Genomic DNA, 12,813 nt, shown 5'->3' on the forward strand with positions numbered 1-12,813 from the left:
ACTAAAACCCGGGCGTCCTTCATGCATTCTACATCCAGACATGCCGGAGACCGCAGCGCCTGGCGCGCGGCTTCCCAACGCCCCCTCCAGACAGGATCCCAGCCCATGCCCGGATCACCTGACATCGGCACCAGCCGCCGAGACGTCTTTCTTGCCGGCGCGGCCTGCGCCGCCGCCCCTGGCGCCGCCGGCGCCCATGCCCAGAACGCCGCGGCGGCGGAAGCGCCCTCGATGACCGGCGTGGCCTTCACGGTCAACGGCACGCCGCGCAACCTGGTGCTGGACACCCGCACCACCCTGCTGGACGCGCTGCGTGAGCACCTGCACCTGACCGGTAGCAAGAAGGGCTGCGACCACGGCCAGTGCGGCGCCTGCACCGTGATGGTGGGCGGGCGGCGCATCAATGCCTGCCTGTCGCTCGCGGTGATGCATGAGGGCGATACGATCACCACCATCGAGGGGCTGGGCACGCCCGGCGACCTGCACCCGATGCAGTCCGCCTTCATCAGCCATGACGGCTATCAGTGCGGCTATTGCACGCCGGGGCAGATCTGCTCCTCCGTCGCCATGCTGGAGGAGATCAAGGCCGGCATCCCGAGCCATGTCAGCGGCGACCTCAACCGCGTGGCGCTGAGCGAGGCCGAGATCCGGGAGCGCATGAGCGGCAACATCTGCCGATGCGGCGCCTATTCCAACATCGTCGAGGCCATCGTCGAGGTGGCGGGGAGGCAGGCATGAGGCCCTTCACCTATGAGCGCGCGGCCAGCCCCGCGGAGGCGGCGGCCGCCGCCGCCCGCAACCCCGAGGCCCGCTTCATCGCCGGCGGCACCAACCTGCTGGACCTGATGAAGCTGCGCATCGAGGCGCCTGCGCATCTGATCGACGTGAACCACCTGGGCCTGGACCGCATCGAGGAAACCCCCGAGGGCGGCCTGCGCATCGGCGCCATGGTGCGCAACACGGATCTGGCGGCCCATGCCAAGGTGCGGCGCGACTATGCGGTGCTGACGCGCGCGCTGGTGGCCGGTGCCTCAGGCCAGCTCCGCAACAAGGCCACCACCGCCGGCAACCTGCTGCAGCGCACCCGCTGCCCGTATTTCTACGACACCGACATGGCCTGCAACAAACGCAGCCCCGGCGCGGGCTGCGCGGCCATCGGCGGCTTCACGCGGCATCATGCGGTGCTCGGCACCTCCGACGCCTGCATCGCGACGCATCCCTCCGACATGGCCGTGGCGCTGCGCGTGCTGGATGCCTCGGTGGAGACGGTGAAGGCCGACGGCACCACCCGCAGCATCCCGATGGCCGATTTCCACCGCCTGCCGGGCGATACCCCGCATGTCGAGACGGCCCTGGAACAGGGTGAGCTGATCACGGCCGTGACCCTGCCGCCGCCCGCTGGCGGCGTGCAGCTGTACCGCAAGGTGCGTGACCGTGCTTCCTATGCCTTCGCGCTGGTGTCGGTCGCGGCGATCGTCCAGCGCGACGGCAGCGGCCGCGTCGCGCTGGGCGGCGTGGCGCACAAGCCCTGGCGGCTGGAGGCGGCCGAGGCCGAGCTGAAGCGCGGGGCGAAGCCTGCCTCCGACTCGCTGCTGGCCGGCGCCCGCCCCACCCCGCACAACGAGTTCAAGCTGCGCCTGGCGGAGCGTGCCATCGCCTCCGTCCTGGCCGAGGGGAGGAACTGACCCATGCGCTTCGACAGCCCCGCCGGCCAGAACCCGATCGACCAGATGAAGGTCGTGGGCCGCCCGCATGACCGCATCGACGGCCCCGGCAAGACCACCGGCACCGCGCCCTATGCCTATGAACGGCACGACGTCGTGGCCAACCAGGCCTATGGCCATATCCTGGGCGCCGGCATTGCCAAGGGCCGCATCCGCTCCATGGACCTTCGCGCGGCGCGCGCGGCCAGCGGCGTCATCGCCATCCTGACGCATGAGAATGCGGGCCGGCTGGACAAGGGCCGCATGAACGTCGCCCGGCTGCTGGGCGGGCCGGAGGTCGAGCACTATCACCAGGCGATCGCGCTGGTGGTGGCAGAGAGCTTCGAGCAGGCCCGCGCGGCATCGCAGCTGATCCGTGTCGAATACGACCGCGCGGCCGGGCAGTTCGACCTGCACGCCGCCAGGCGCGCCGGCGTGCCCCCTGCCCAGGAGGACAAGCGCGTGGGCGATTTCGACCGCGGCTTTGCCGAGGCGGCGGTGCGGCTGGACGAGACCTATGCCACGCCCGACGAATCCCACGCGATGATGGAGCCCCACGCGACCATCGCCGCCTGGCAGGGCGACAGGCTGACCGTCTGGCTCTCCAACCAGATGATCGCCTGGACGGCCGGGGACCTGGCCAAGACCCTGCGCATCCCGAAGGAGAATGTCCGCCTCATCTCGCCCTTCATCGGGGGCGGCTTCGGCGCCAAGCTGTTCCTGCGGGCGGACACGCTGCTGGCGGTGCTGGGCGCGCGGCTGGCCGGGCGGCCGGTGAAGGTGGCGCTGCAGCGGCCGCTGATCGCCAACAACACGACGCACCGGGCCGCCACCATCCAGCGCATCCGCCTGGGTGCGACGCGTGACGGCCGGCTGACCGCGATCGGGCATGAGAGCTGGTCCGGCAACCTGGAGGGCGGCGACCCCGAGGACGCGGTGCAGCAGACCACCCTGCTCTATGCCGCCGCGCACCGGCTGACGGGCACCCGCCTGGCGCGGCTGGACCTGCCCGAAGGCAATGCGATGCGCGCCCCGGGCGAGACGCCGGGCCTGATGGCGCTGGAGATCGCGATGGATGAGATGGCCGAGAAGCTCGGCCTGGACCCCGTGCAGTTCCGCATCCTGAACGACACCCAGACCGATCCCGGCAACGCGCAGCGCCGCTTCTCTCAGCGGCAGCTGGTGGAATGCCTGCGCGTGGGTGCCGAACGCTTCGGCTGGAACCGCCGCCAGGCCCGGCCCGGACAGCAGCGCGACGGGCGCTGGATGGTGGGCATGGGCATGTCCGTGGGCTTTCGCAACAACCTGCTGATGAAGTCGGCCGCGCGGGTGCGGCTGGACGGCCGCGGCGTGGTGACGATCGAAAGCGACATGACCGACATCGGCACCGGCAGCTACACCATCATGGCCCAGACGGCGGCCGAGATGATGGGCGTGGGCATGGACCGGGTGACGGTGCGGCTGGGCGATTCCTCCCTGCCGGTCTCGGCCGGTTCCGGCGGGCAGTGGGGCGCCAACAATGCCACCGCCGGCGTCTATGCGGCCTGCGTGAAGCTGCGTGAGGCGGTGGCCCGGCGCGCGGGCCTCGACCCCGCCGAGGCCGTCTTCGCCGACGGCATGGTGCGCGCCGGCAATACGAGCCGCCCGCTGGCGGAACTGGCCGGCGCGGAGGGGCTGGTGGGCGAGGACGCCATCGAATACGGCGACATCGCGGAGCGCGTTCAGCAATCCACCTTCGCCGGCCATTTCGTCGAGGTCGGCGTGGACATGGCAACGGCCGAGACGCGCGTGCGCCGCATGCTGGCGGTATGCGCGGCGGGGCGCATCCTGAACCCCAAATCCGCTCGCAGCCAGGTGATCGGCGCCATGACCATGGGCGTGGGCGGCGCGTTGATGGAGGAATTGGCCGTCGACACCCGCCACGGCTTCTTCGTGAACCACGACCTGGCCGGATACGAGGTGCCGGTGCACGCCGACATTCCGCACCAGGATGTGGTCTTCCTGGATGAGGTGGACCCGACTTCCTCGCCCATGAAGGCGAAGGGGGTGGGTGAGCTCGGCCTGTGCGGCGTGGGTGCGGCGGTGGCCAACGCCATCTACAACGCCACCGGCGTGCGGGTGCGGGACTATCCCATCACGCTGGACAAGCTGCTGGCCAGGATGCCCGAGGTCGCCTGAAGCCTTCCGGCGCGCATTCAAACCTTTGCGCGCCGGAACCCGCGGCTGTTAGGGTGCCTGCCGACCCGAGGCCCGCAGAGGCCCGGGGGGAGGAACCATGCTCACACGTCGCTTGCTGCTGGCAGCGCCGACGGCGGCACTCGCCTGCCCCGCGCTGGCCCAATCCTGGCCCAACAAGCCTGTCCGCGTGCTGGTGGGCTTCCCGCCCGGCGGATCGCTCGATGTCCTGACCCGCCTGGCCTGCGAGGTGCTGACCCATCGCCTGGGCCAGAGCTTCGTGGTGGAGACGCGCAGCGGCGCCTCGGGCAACATCGCGGCCGAGGCCTTGGCCCGTGCCGCGCCCGATGGCTACACCGTGGGCACCGTCAGCATGCACACGGTGGTGATCAACCCGATGATCTTCCCCTCCGTGCCCTTCGACATGGCCAAGGATTTCCAGTGGATCAGCGCCATGTGGGACATGCCGAACGTCATGGCGGTGCCCGCCCAGCATGTGCCCGCGCGCAGCGTGCAGGAATTCGTGGGCTGGGGGCGCGAGAGGCCGGGCGGGGTCAGCTACGGCTCGGCGGGGGTGGGAACCTCCATCCATCTGTCCGGCGCCTATTTCCTGGCGCGCGCGGGCATCCAGGGGGTGCATGTGCCCTTCCGGGGTGCCGCGCAGACCATTCCGGCCATGCTGGCGGGCGACGTGCAGCTCGCGATCGACAATCTGGCCAGCTACACCGGCGTGATCTCGGAGGGACGGATACGCCCCCTGGCCGTGACCATGGCCGAACGCTGGCCCACCCTGCCGGATGTGCCGACCATGGCCCAGGCGGGCGTCGAGAACTTCAACGTCAGCCCCTGGCATTGCTGGGCCGGCCCCGCCGGCATGCCGAGGGAGATCGCGGAGCGCCTGTCGCGTGAGATCCGCACCGCCTGGACCGACCCCGCCCTCAGGCAGCGCGTGATCGGCATGGGCGCGATCCTGACCGGCTCCACCCCCGATGAGCTCGGCGCCCGGCTTGAGGCGGAAAAGCCGCGCTGGGCGGAAATGGTGCGGATTTCGGGCGCCCAGGCGGGATGAAGCCAGGCCGGATGAAGTCAGGACAGCAGCGGCGGGGGCCGGGCCTATCCCACGCGCAGCCCCGCGCGCTGGATCACCGGTCCCCACAGGGCATCGTCCTTGGCCACGCGCCCGGCCAGTTCCTGCGGCGTGCCCGCGCTGGGGTCCAGGCCCAGCGCCCGTAGCCGCTCGCTCGTCTCCCGGTCCCTCACCACCCGGCCGACAGCCGTGCTCAGCGTGTCCGCCAGCGGCGCCGGCAGGCCGGCGGGGCCGAAGAAGCCGAACCAGCCCACCACCTCGAAACCCGGAATGGTCTCGGCCACCGGGGGCGCGTCGGGCAATAGCGGGTGGCGGGCAAGACCCGTCACGGCGATCACCCGCGCATTGGTGCCTCGCACGGTCGCCAGGGCGGCCGGCGTGTCGAACATGAAGTCGATGCGCCCCGCCAGCACCTCCGCCAGGGCCGGGCCGCTGCCGCGGAAAGGCACATGCTGCATCTCCACCCCCGCGCGGCTGCACAGCAGCTCACCGGACAGATGGTTGGATGAGCCATTGCCCGCCGAGCCGTAGGTGACGGTGCCGCGCCTGGCGGCCTCCAGCAGCTCCGCCAGGTTGCGCGCGGGGTGGTCGCCGCGCAGCACCAGCATGTTGATATGCTCGATCACGGTCGAAAGCGGGGTGAAGCCGCGCACCGGATCATAGGCCAGATTGGCATACAGGTGCCTGTTGATGGCGTGGGTGCCGGTGGTGCCGAGCCCGATCGTCAGCCCATCCGGGGCGGCGCGCGACAGGCGCTCCATGCCCAGCGCGCCGCCGGCGCCGCCGACATTCTCCACCGCGATGTTGGTGCGCAGCTGCTCGCCCAGCCTGGCCGTGACGATGCGGGCCACGGCATCGGTGGGCCCGCCGGGGGTGAAGGGCACGATGAAGCGCATCGGGCGGGACTGCCACGGCTCCTCCGCACGGGCGGGGGCGGCGGCCAGGACGGGGGCCGCCAGCATCAGGCGGCGGGTGATCGGGTGCCTCATCTCAACCATCCAGCCTGACATCGGCCACACGGGCCACTTCGCGCCACTTGGCGACCTCGGCCTTCACGAAGGCCTCGAAGCCGGCGGGCGTCATGGGGTCGGCGGTGCCGCCCAGCTCCACGAATTGAGAAACGGTGCGTTCCTGCCGGAGAATGGCCGTGACATCGGCATTGATGCGTTCCAGCACCGGTGCCGGCGTGCCGGCGGGCGCCACCAGGCCTGACCAGCCGAAGGCAGCGAAATCCGTAACACCGCTCTCAGCCACGGTCGGCACATCGGGCAGTTGCGGCGCGCGCGCGGTGGTCGTGACCGCCAGGGCGCGCAGGGCACCGCTGCGGATATGCGGCAGGGCGCTGGCCACGGTATCGAACATCACCGGCACCACCCCGGCCAGCAGATCAGCCTGGGCCGGGCCCGAGCCGCGATAGCCCACCGTGTTGAAGCGGGTGCCGGTGCGGTGCATCAGCAGCTCCGCCGCCATGTGCTGGCTGGTGGCCACCCCGGGCAGGCCGAGCGCGATCTGGCCGGGCCTGGCGCGCAGCGCCGTCAGCAGGCCGTGCAGGTCTCGCGCCGGGAAATCCGCCCGGACCACGATCACCAGCGGAAAGACCGCGATGTTGGTCAGGAAGGCGAAGTCCTTCTCGACGTCATAGGGGATCTGCCGCAGTACCGAGGGGTTGACGCCCAGCGTGCCGGAGGAGCCTACGCACAGGGTGTAGCCGTCCGGCGCGGCGCGGGCGCCGGCCTCCATGGCGGGCACCCCGGCCGCGCCGCCGCGGTTTTCCACGAAGGCACGGGCGGCCCAGCGGCGGGACAGTTCATCCACCACCACCCGGGTGAAGATATCCGCCGCCTGCCCCGGCGGGAACGGCACGATGACCCGCACAGGCCGGGCCGGCCAGACCTCCTGGGCCGCTGCGGCGATCGGTGCACTGAGGCCGGCAGCCATCAGCGCGCGCCTGTTGAGCGTCGTTGTCATGAACGTTTCCTTCCTTGCCCCAAGCCATCCACGGCCTTTGATCCACGTCAACATCCCCTTGACAGCGGGCGGAATCAAGTTCGACATTCGATTGTCGACAAAATTTTTGTCCAAGCAGGAGGAACAGATGCTCGACATCATCGCCAGCCCGGGCACCAGCCCACCCGGCGGCAAACCCGCCCGGGCGCGCGAGCCGATCATCGACGCGGATGTGCACCCCTGGGTGAACGGCGACATCGCCGGGCTGAAGAACTACCTCTCGCGTTCCTGGTGGGAGCATTTCGATGGTCGCCACGTGCTGCCCAACCAGTGGCTGCGCCCGCCGCTCGCGCGCGCCTCGTCGAACCGCATCGATGCCATGCCGCCCAGCGGCGGGGAACCGGGCTCGGACGCGCTGTTCATGAAGGAGGAGCACCTGGACAAGCACAACATCGCCCATGCGGTGCTGTCCTCCATCCAGGCCGGCAAGCTCGCGGCGCTGCCCAATGCCGGGGAGGCGCTGGCCCTCGCCCGCGCCTTCAACGAGTTCTTCTACAGCGAGTTTTTGGGCGTGGACCCGCGCTACAAGCTGGCGATGGTGGTGGCCGCCCATGACCCGGCGGCATCCGCCGCCGAGATCCGCGATTTCGGGCGCAAGCCCGGCGTGGTGGCCGTGTTCATGCCGCTGCTGAACATCATGATGGGCAACCGGCACTACTACCCGATCTTCCAGGCGGCCGAGGAAATGGGCCTGCCCATGCTGATCCACCCCACCGGCACCGAGGGTGGCTTCCCCACCAGCGTGCATTTCGCCGGCGGCACCCCCAGCACCTATATCGAGCGCCACACCGCCTTCCCGCAGATCGGCATCTCCGCGATCAACAGCCTTATCTTCGAGGGCGTGTTCCTGCGCTTTCCGAAGCTGAAGCTGCTGGCCGCTGAGTTCGGCTTCTCGTGGCTGCCGCATTTCCTGTGGCGGATGGACCAGAACTGGCACCAGTTCCGCAAGGAAGTGCCCTGGGTGAAGAACCTGCCCAGCGAGACCGTCCTGCAGCACGTCCGCTTCACCAGCCAGCCGATCGAGGAGCCGGAGAAGCCCGAATACCTGATGCAGATCCTGGACATGATCCATGCCGAGCAGACCCTGCTGTTCAGCACCGACTACCCGCATTGGGACAATGACTTCCCCCAGCACACGCTCACGCGCCTCTCGCCCGAGATGCGCCGGCGCATCTTCCACGACAACGCGGCCGAGCTTTTCCGGCTCTCCTGACGGGACATCACCATGGCATTGCATTTCGTGGCCGAGATCGACGCGCTCGAGGAAGCCAGGCCCGCCGTCTTCGACATCGCCGGCCGGTCCATCGGGCTGATCCGGGTGAAGGACCGCGTGCACGCCGTCCGCAACATCTGCCCGCACAAGCGCGCGCCGGTGTGCCGCGGCACCATGCGCGGCACCATGCTGCCCAGCGAGGTGGACCAGTTCGTGTTCGGCATGGAGGACCGGGTGCTGCAATGCCCCTGGCACGGCTGGGAATTCGACCTGGAAACCGGCGAGACCCTGTGCGGCGGCCAGTCGAAGCTGACGCTGTATCCCGTGACGCTGAAGGAAAGGTCGGTCTATGTCGAACTCTGAGGAGACCTCCATGCTCGACATCACCCGCAGCACGCTCGCCCAGCAGATCGCCCGCTCCATCGCGGAAGCCATCGTGCACGGCCAGCTGCAGCCGGGTGAGCGGCTGAACGAGATCGAGCTGGGCCACCGCTTCGGCACCAGCCGCGCGCCCATCCGCGAGGCCACCTACATCCTGGAACGCGAGGGCGTGGTGGTGCGCCACCCCCGCCGTGGCGTCTTCGTGCGCGACTACACGATCAAGGAACTGAAGGACCTCTACGACGCGACCTACAGGCTGGAGGAACTGGCCCTGACCCGCGTGGCGGCAGAGGCCACGGACCCGCAGCTGGGCCGTCTGCACGCCATCGCGGACCAGATGGGCCATGCCGCGAAAAAGCGCGACATCCCGACCTATATCGGCCTGGTGGAGGCGATGTTCCAGGAAGTATTCCGCATCGCCGGCAATGAGGTGCTGCAGGATTTCTACGCACAGATGCGCAGCCGGCTGAAGCCGTTCCGCTTCATGTCGCTGTCCCACCCGGACAGCCTGTCGCATTCCGTGGCGGAGTATCAGGCCATCCTGGCCGCGCTGGAGGCGCGCGACCTGCCCGGCGCGCTGGCCGAATTGCGCCGCAAGGAAACCCGAGCCGTGACGCATCTGCTGGAAGCCGCGCGAGAGCGCGGTGCCTCGGCCGCCTGATGCCCCGCGTCACCTATGTCAGCCCTGACGGCGAGCCCACCGCGCTCGACGTGGAGGAAGGGCTGTCCGTCATGCAGGGCGCGATCGCGGCCGGGCTGGACGGGATCGTGGCGGAATGCGGGGGCGAGCTGGTCTGCGCCACCTGCCATGTCTATGTCGAAACCCTGGCCGAAAGCCTGCCGCCGATGGGCGCGCTGGAGGACGAGCTGCTGGAACACGTCGTGGCCGAGCGCCGCGACAATTCCCGCCTCAGCTGCCAGCTGGTGCTGGGCGCGGAGCATGAGGGGCTCGTCGTCGCCCTGCCGGAGGCGCAGGTATGAGCGTTGTGCCGGAGGCGCAGGAATGAACGTGGTCATCGTCGGCACCGGCCACGCCGCCTGCCAGCTCGCCGCCAGCCTGCGCGAGCGGAAGTACGAGGGCGACATCACCCTGATCGGGCGCGAACCCGGCCCCACCTACCAGAAGCCGCTGCTCTCCAAGGGCTTTCTGCTGGGCAAGGTGGCGGAACCCAACCTCGTGCTGAAGCCCGCCGCCTTTTTCGAGCAGAAGCGCATCGCGGTGATCGAGGCCGAGGTGACGGCCATCGACCGCGCCGCGAAGCAGGTGGCGGGCCTGCCCTACGATCATCTGGTGCTGGCCACGGGGGCGGAGAACCGCCGCCTTACCGTGCCCGGCGCCGGGCTGGACGGCGTGGTCATGCTGCGCTCGCAGCCGGAGGCCCTGGCGCTGCGCGCGCGGCTGGCCGGGACGAAGCGAATTGTCATTGTCGGTGCCGGCTTCATCGGCATGGAGGTGGCGGCTGTGGCCGCCCAGCTGGGGCTGGAGGTGATCGTCGTGGAGCAGGGCGAGCGCGCCCTGGCCCGCGCGGTGTCGCTGCCGGTCTCGCGCTATCTGCTGGCGCGGCATTGGGCGGGCGGCGTGCGCTTCCATTTCGGCGCGGCGCTGGCCGGGTTCGAGGGCGAGGGCAGCCTGCGCGCCGTGCACCTGGCCGATGGCACCGTGATCCCCACCACCCTGGCGCTGGTCGCCATCGGGGTGGTGCCGAACATGGCGCTCGCCGCGCAGGTGGGCCTCGCGACCGGCAACGGCATAGAGGTGGATGCCCGGCTGGCCACCACCGACCGCGCCATCCATGCCATCGGCGATGCGGCCGGCTATCCGCACCCGCTGTACGACAACCGGCGCGTGCGGGTGGAATCGATCCAGAACGCCATGGATCAGGCCCGCTGCCTAGCCCAGACCTTGACCGGCGTGCCCACCGTTTACGCCAAGCTGCCCTGGTTCTGGTCCGACCAGTGGGACATCCGGTTGCAGATCGCGGGCGTCGGCGCCCCCGGCGACCAGGCGGTGCTGCGCGGCAGCCCGGAGGAAGGGCGTTTCTCCGTCTTCCGCCTGGATGCCGAAGGGCGGCTCAGCGCCGTCGAATCCATCAACCAGGCGGGCGAGCACATGGCCGCCCGCGCCCTGGTCGCGCGGCGCCCGCGCCTGGAGCCGTCGCAGATCCGCGACCCGGAATTTCCGTTGCAACAACTGGCCGCGGCGTGAACCCGGCGAAGGAAACGTCATGACCGAACAGAGTTTGGGCTTCCTGGGCGTGGGAAAGATGGGCAGCCTGATGGCCCGCCGCCTGGTCGATGCCGGCCACAGGCTGGTGGTGTTCGACCCCTATGCGCCTCCGGTTCCGGGGGCGGTCATCGCCGCCTCCCCGCGTGAGGTCGCCGACAAGGCCGAGGTGATTTTCGCCAGCCTGCCCACGCCGGACGCGCTGCGCGCCGCCATGCTGGGGCCGGCCGGCGTGATCCATGGCAGCGCCGTGCACACGGTCATCGATACCTCCACCAGCGGTCCGCGCGCGGCGATCGCCGTGGCGGAGGCGTTGTCCCCCAAGGGGATCGCGCTGATCGACTGCCCCGTCAGCGGCGGCATGAAGGGTGCGCGCGACGGCACGCTGACACTGATGGTCAGCGGCCGCCGGCAGAATGTGGAGGCCGCGCGCGCCCTGCTGGAGGTGATCGGCAAGCCGCTGTTCGTGGGCGAAACCCCGGGTGCCGCTCAGACCGTGAAGCTCGCCAACAACCTGCTGGTGGGCGCGGCCATGGCCATCACGGCAGAGGCCCTGGTGATGGGCGTGAAGGCCGGTGTGGACCCGAAGGTGATGTGTGACGTCATCAACGTCAGCAGCGGCCGCAACACCGCGACGGCCGACAAGTTCCCGCGCGGCGTGCTGACCGGCAGCTTCGATTTCGGCTTCTCGCTGGGGCTTTGCTACAAGGATGTGCGCCTGTGCCTGGACGAGGCCGAGGCGCTGGGCGTGCCCACCCCGGTGGGCGCCGCCGTGCGCCAGGCCTTCGCCGTGGCCCAGGCCCTGCATGGCGGCGACGCCGATTTCACCGCCATCGTGAAGCCGGTGGAGGAATGGGCGGGGGTGGAAGTCCGCAGCGCGCGATAAGCCGCAGTTCGGCGCACAATCCCGTCAAACCGCAGGCGGTCATCGTCGTTTCCGTGCTGGAGGACCGACGGAATGAACCGGTTGTGGAAATTGTCGCGCGACACGGTCGAAGGCTTCTTCGCCGATGACTGCCTGACGCGCGCCGCCAGCATCGCCTATTTCACGCTGTTCTCGATGGGCCCGCTGCTGTTCATCGCGACCGGCCTGGCCGAGACCATCTTCGGCGCCGAGCAGGTGCGCCAGGCCACGCTGCGCCAGCTGACGGACCTGCTGGGCAGCGCCGCCGCGCGGGATGTGCATGAGATGGCGGGCCGCGCGCTCGGCAATACGCATGGCAAGTTCGCCGTGGCTGTCGGCCTGGTCACCCTGATGCTCACGGCGGCCGGCGCCTTCGGTGCCTTGCAGAACGCCCTGAACGCCGTCTGGAAGACCGAGGTGCCCGAGGGCGAGACCATCATGCAGACGGTCACGCATTTCATGCGCGCCAAGGCCTCGGCCATCGGGCTGGTGGCGGCGACGGGCTTCGTGCTGATCGCCTCGCTGGCGGTGAATGCGGGGCTCGCGGCGCTCGGCACCTGGATCGAGCAGTCGATGCCGGGCGGGCCGGTGCTGGCCTCCGTGATGAACACGGTGGTTTCCGTCGTCATCCTGATGCTGCTGTTCAGCGCCATCTACAAGGTGCTGCCCGACCGCCGGCTGGCCTGGGGCGACGTGTTCGTGGGCGCGGCCGCCACGGCCGTGCTGTTCACCGCCGGCAAATACGCGATCGGGCTGTATCTGGGCGGGTCGCGGCTGGCCGCGGATTTCGGGGCGGCGGGCACGATGATCATCGTGCTGGTCTGGCTCTACTACTCCTCCGTCATCTTCCTGATGGGTGCCGAGTTCACCCGCGCCTGGGCCAGCCGACTGGGTTCCCGCCAGCTGGCCCCGGTGCCCGCGCGCCCCGAGGACATGCCCGTTCCGCACCGCGCGGGCGGGGTGGACGGGGCGGTCGCGGTCGCCTGCATCTTCGCGCTGCTGCCCTTCGCGGCGGGTCTTTCCCTCGGCTCGAAGCTGACCCGCGCGGTGGGGGGGCGGCGCTAGCGGGGCAACCTCTCGCCTGCCGGGCGGTTAACACCTTGTCCGCCCATTGAGCCG

Annotated in this window: 12 protein-coding genes and 1 pseudogene; 11 read left to right on the forward strand and 2 right to left on the reverse strand. The window is 70.0% G+C overall.

What is annotated here, in order from left to right; all coding sequences use genetic code 11:
* Positions 1 to 105: 105 nt before the first annotated feature.
* The 4 genes from paoA to EOD42_RS00440 all read left to right on the forward strand — a co-directional run bounded on the left by paoA (position 106) and on the right by EOD42_RS00440 (position 4,947).
* Positions 106 to 738: an aldehyde dehydrogenase iron-sulfur subunit PaoA gene (gene paoA / locus EOD42_RS00425; RefSeq protein WP_127785087.1), complete on the forward strand. Its 633-nt coding sequence runs from the start codon at positions 106 to 108 to the stop codon at positions 736 to 738.
* Positions 735 to 1,685: an FAD binding domain-containing protein gene (locus tag EOD42_RS00430; RefSeq protein WP_127785088.1), complete on the forward strand. Its 951-nt coding sequence runs from the start codon at positions 735 to 737 to the stop codon at positions 1,683 to 1,685. Before paoA ends, EOD42_RS00430 begins: the two co-directional genes overlap by 4 nt.
* A gap of 3 nt (positions 1,686 to 1,688) precedes the next feature.
* On the forward strand, positions 1,689 to 3,881 hold the full coding sequence (gene paoC / locus EOD42_RS00435; protein ID WP_127785089.1) for an aldehyde oxidoreductase molybdenum-binding subunit PaoC: 2,193 nt from the start codon (positions 1,689 to 1,691) through the stop codon (positions 3,879 to 3,881).
* Positions 3,882 to 3,978: 97 nt separating this feature from the next.
* Positions 3,979 to 4,947 (forward strand): Bug family tripartite tricarboxylate transporter substrate binding protein, encoded by a 969-nt coding sequence (locus EOD42_RS00440; RefSeq protein WP_127785090.1) that lies wholly within the window; start codon positions 3,979 to 3,981, stop codon positions 4,945 to 4,947.
* Positions 4,948 to 4,991: 44 nt separating this feature from the next.
* Here the strand turns inward: EOD42_RS00440 and EOD42_RS00445 are convergent, their stop codons facing one another.
* A complete protein-coding gene (locus EOD42_RS00445; protein ID WP_164867711.1) occupies positions 4,992 to 5,954 on the reverse strand; it encodes a Bug family tripartite tricarboxylate transporter substrate binding protein in 963 nt (320 codons plus the stop codon).
* Between the two features lies 1 nt (position 5,955).
* Positions 5,956 to 6,933 (reverse strand): Bug family tripartite tricarboxylate transporter substrate binding protein, encoded by a 978-nt coding sequence (locus EOD42_RS00450; protein ID WP_127785092.1) that lies wholly within the window; start codon positions 6,931 to 6,933, stop codon positions 5,956 to 5,958.
* Between the two features lie 127 nt (positions 6,934 to 7,060).
* Here EOD42_RS00450 and EOD42_RS00455 point away from each other — a divergent pair, with 127 nt between their 5' ends.
* The 7 genes and pseudogenes from EOD42_RS00455 (at position 7,061) to EOD42_RS00485 (ending at position 12,759) form a co-directional block, all read left to right on the forward strand.
* Positions 7,061 to 8,185, forward strand: coding sequence for an amidohydrolase family protein (locus EOD42_RS00455; RefSeq protein ID WP_164867712.1), 1,125 nt, complete (start codon positions 7,061 to 7,063; stop codon positions 8,183 to 8,185).
* Positions 8,186 to 8,197: 12 nt separating this feature from the next.
* A complete protein-coding gene (locus EOD42_RS00460; protein ID WP_127785094.1) occupies positions 8,198 to 8,548 on the forward strand; it encodes a Rieske (2Fe-2S) protein in 351 nt (116 codons plus the stop codon).
* A gap of 10 nt (positions 8,549 to 8,558) precedes the next feature.
* Positions 8,559 to 9,227, forward strand: a complete 669-nt coding sequence (locus EOD42_RS00465) for a GntR family transcriptional regulator (protein ID WP_164867713.1) — start codon at positions 8,559 to 8,561, stop codon at positions 9,225 to 9,227.
* Entirely contained in the window at positions 9,227 to 9,547 is a 321-nt protein-coding gene (locus EOD42_RS00470; protein WP_127785096.1) for a 2Fe-2S iron-sulfur cluster-binding protein, read from the forward strand. The genes EOD42_RS00465 and EOD42_RS00470 overlap by 1 nt, the downstream gene beginning before the upstream one ends.
* Before the next feature lie 22 nt (positions 9,548 to 9,569).
* Positions 9,570 to 10,772 carry an NAD(P)/FAD-dependent oxidoreductase gene (locus EOD42_RS00475; RefSeq protein ID WP_164867714.1) on the forward strand — a complete coding sequence of 401 codons (1,203 nt, stop codon included), beginning with the start codon at positions 9,570 to 9,572 and terminating at the stop codon, positions 10,770 to 10,772.
* Between the two features lie 13 nt (positions 10,773 to 10,785).
* Positions 10,786 to 11,676: pseudogene (locus tag EOD42_RS26580) on the forward strand (NAD(P)-dependent oxidoreductase); the annotation flags it as partial.
* A gap of 72 nt (positions 11,677 to 11,748) precedes the next feature.
* Positions 11,749 to 12,759, forward strand: coding sequence for a YihY/virulence factor BrkB family protein (locus EOD42_RS00485; RefSeq protein ID WP_127785099.1), 1,011 nt, complete (start codon positions 11,749 to 11,751; stop codon positions 12,757 to 12,759).
* Positions 12,760 to 12,813 lie beyond the last annotated feature (54 nt).

Origin of the sequence: Rhodovarius crocodyli, assembly GCF_004005855.1 — a bacterium.
GTDB lineage: Bacteria > Pseudomonadota > Alphaproteobacteria > Acetobacterales > Acetobacteraceae > Rhodovarius > Rhodovarius crocodyli.

What these genes read in the sequence shown, in the direction of transcription:
- paoA (WP_127785087.1), top strand. Translation starts at nt 106, where the DNA reads ATGCCCGGATCACCTGACATCGGCACCAGCCGCCGAGACGTCTTTCTT.
- EOD42_RS00430 (WP_127785088.1), top strand. Translation starts at nt 735, where the DNA reads ATGAGGCCCTTCACCTATGAGCGCGCGGCCAGCCCCGCGGAGGCGGCG.
- paoC (WP_127785089.1), top strand. Translation starts at nt 1,689, where the DNA reads ATGCGCTTCGACAGCCCCGCCGGCCAGAACCCGATCGACCAGATGAAG.
- EOD42_RS00440 (WP_127785090.1), top strand. Translation starts at nt 3,979, where the DNA reads ATGCTCACACGTCGCTTGCTGCTGGCAGCGCCGACGGCGGCACTCGCC.
- EOD42_RS00445 (WP_164867711.1), bottom strand. Translation starts at nt 5,954, where the DNA reads ATGAGGCACCCGATCACCCGCCGCCTGATGCTGGCGGCCCCCGTCCTG.
- EOD42_RS00450 (WP_127785092.1), bottom strand. Translation starts at nt 6,933, where the DNA reads ATGACAACGACGCTCAACAGGCGCGCGCTGATGGCTGCCGGCCTCAGT.
- EOD42_RS00455 (WP_164867712.1), top strand. Translation starts at nt 7,061, where the DNA reads ATGCTCGACATCATCGCCAGCCCGGGCACCAGCCCACCCGGCGGCAAA.
- EOD42_RS00460 (WP_127785094.1), top strand. Translation starts at nt 8,198, where the DNA reads ATGGCATTGCATTTCGTGGCCGAGATCGACGCGCTCGAGGAAGCCAGG.
- EOD42_RS00465 (WP_164867713.1), top strand. Translation starts at nt 8,559, where the DNA reads ATGCTCGACATCACCCGCAGCACGCTCGCCCAGCAGATCGCCCGCTCC.
- EOD42_RS00470 (WP_127785096.1), top strand. Translation starts at nt 9,227, where the DNA reads ATGCCCCGCGTCACCTATGTCAGCCCTGACGGCGAGCCCACCGCGCTC.
- EOD42_RS00475 (WP_164867714.1), top strand. Translation starts at nt 9,570, where the DNA reads ATGAACGTGGTCATCGTCGGCACCGGCCACGCCGCCTGCCAGCTCGCC.
- EOD42_RS00485 (WP_127785099.1), top strand. Translation starts at nt 11,749, where the DNA reads ATGAACCGGTTGTGGAAATTGTCGCGCGACACGGTCGAAGGCTTCTTC.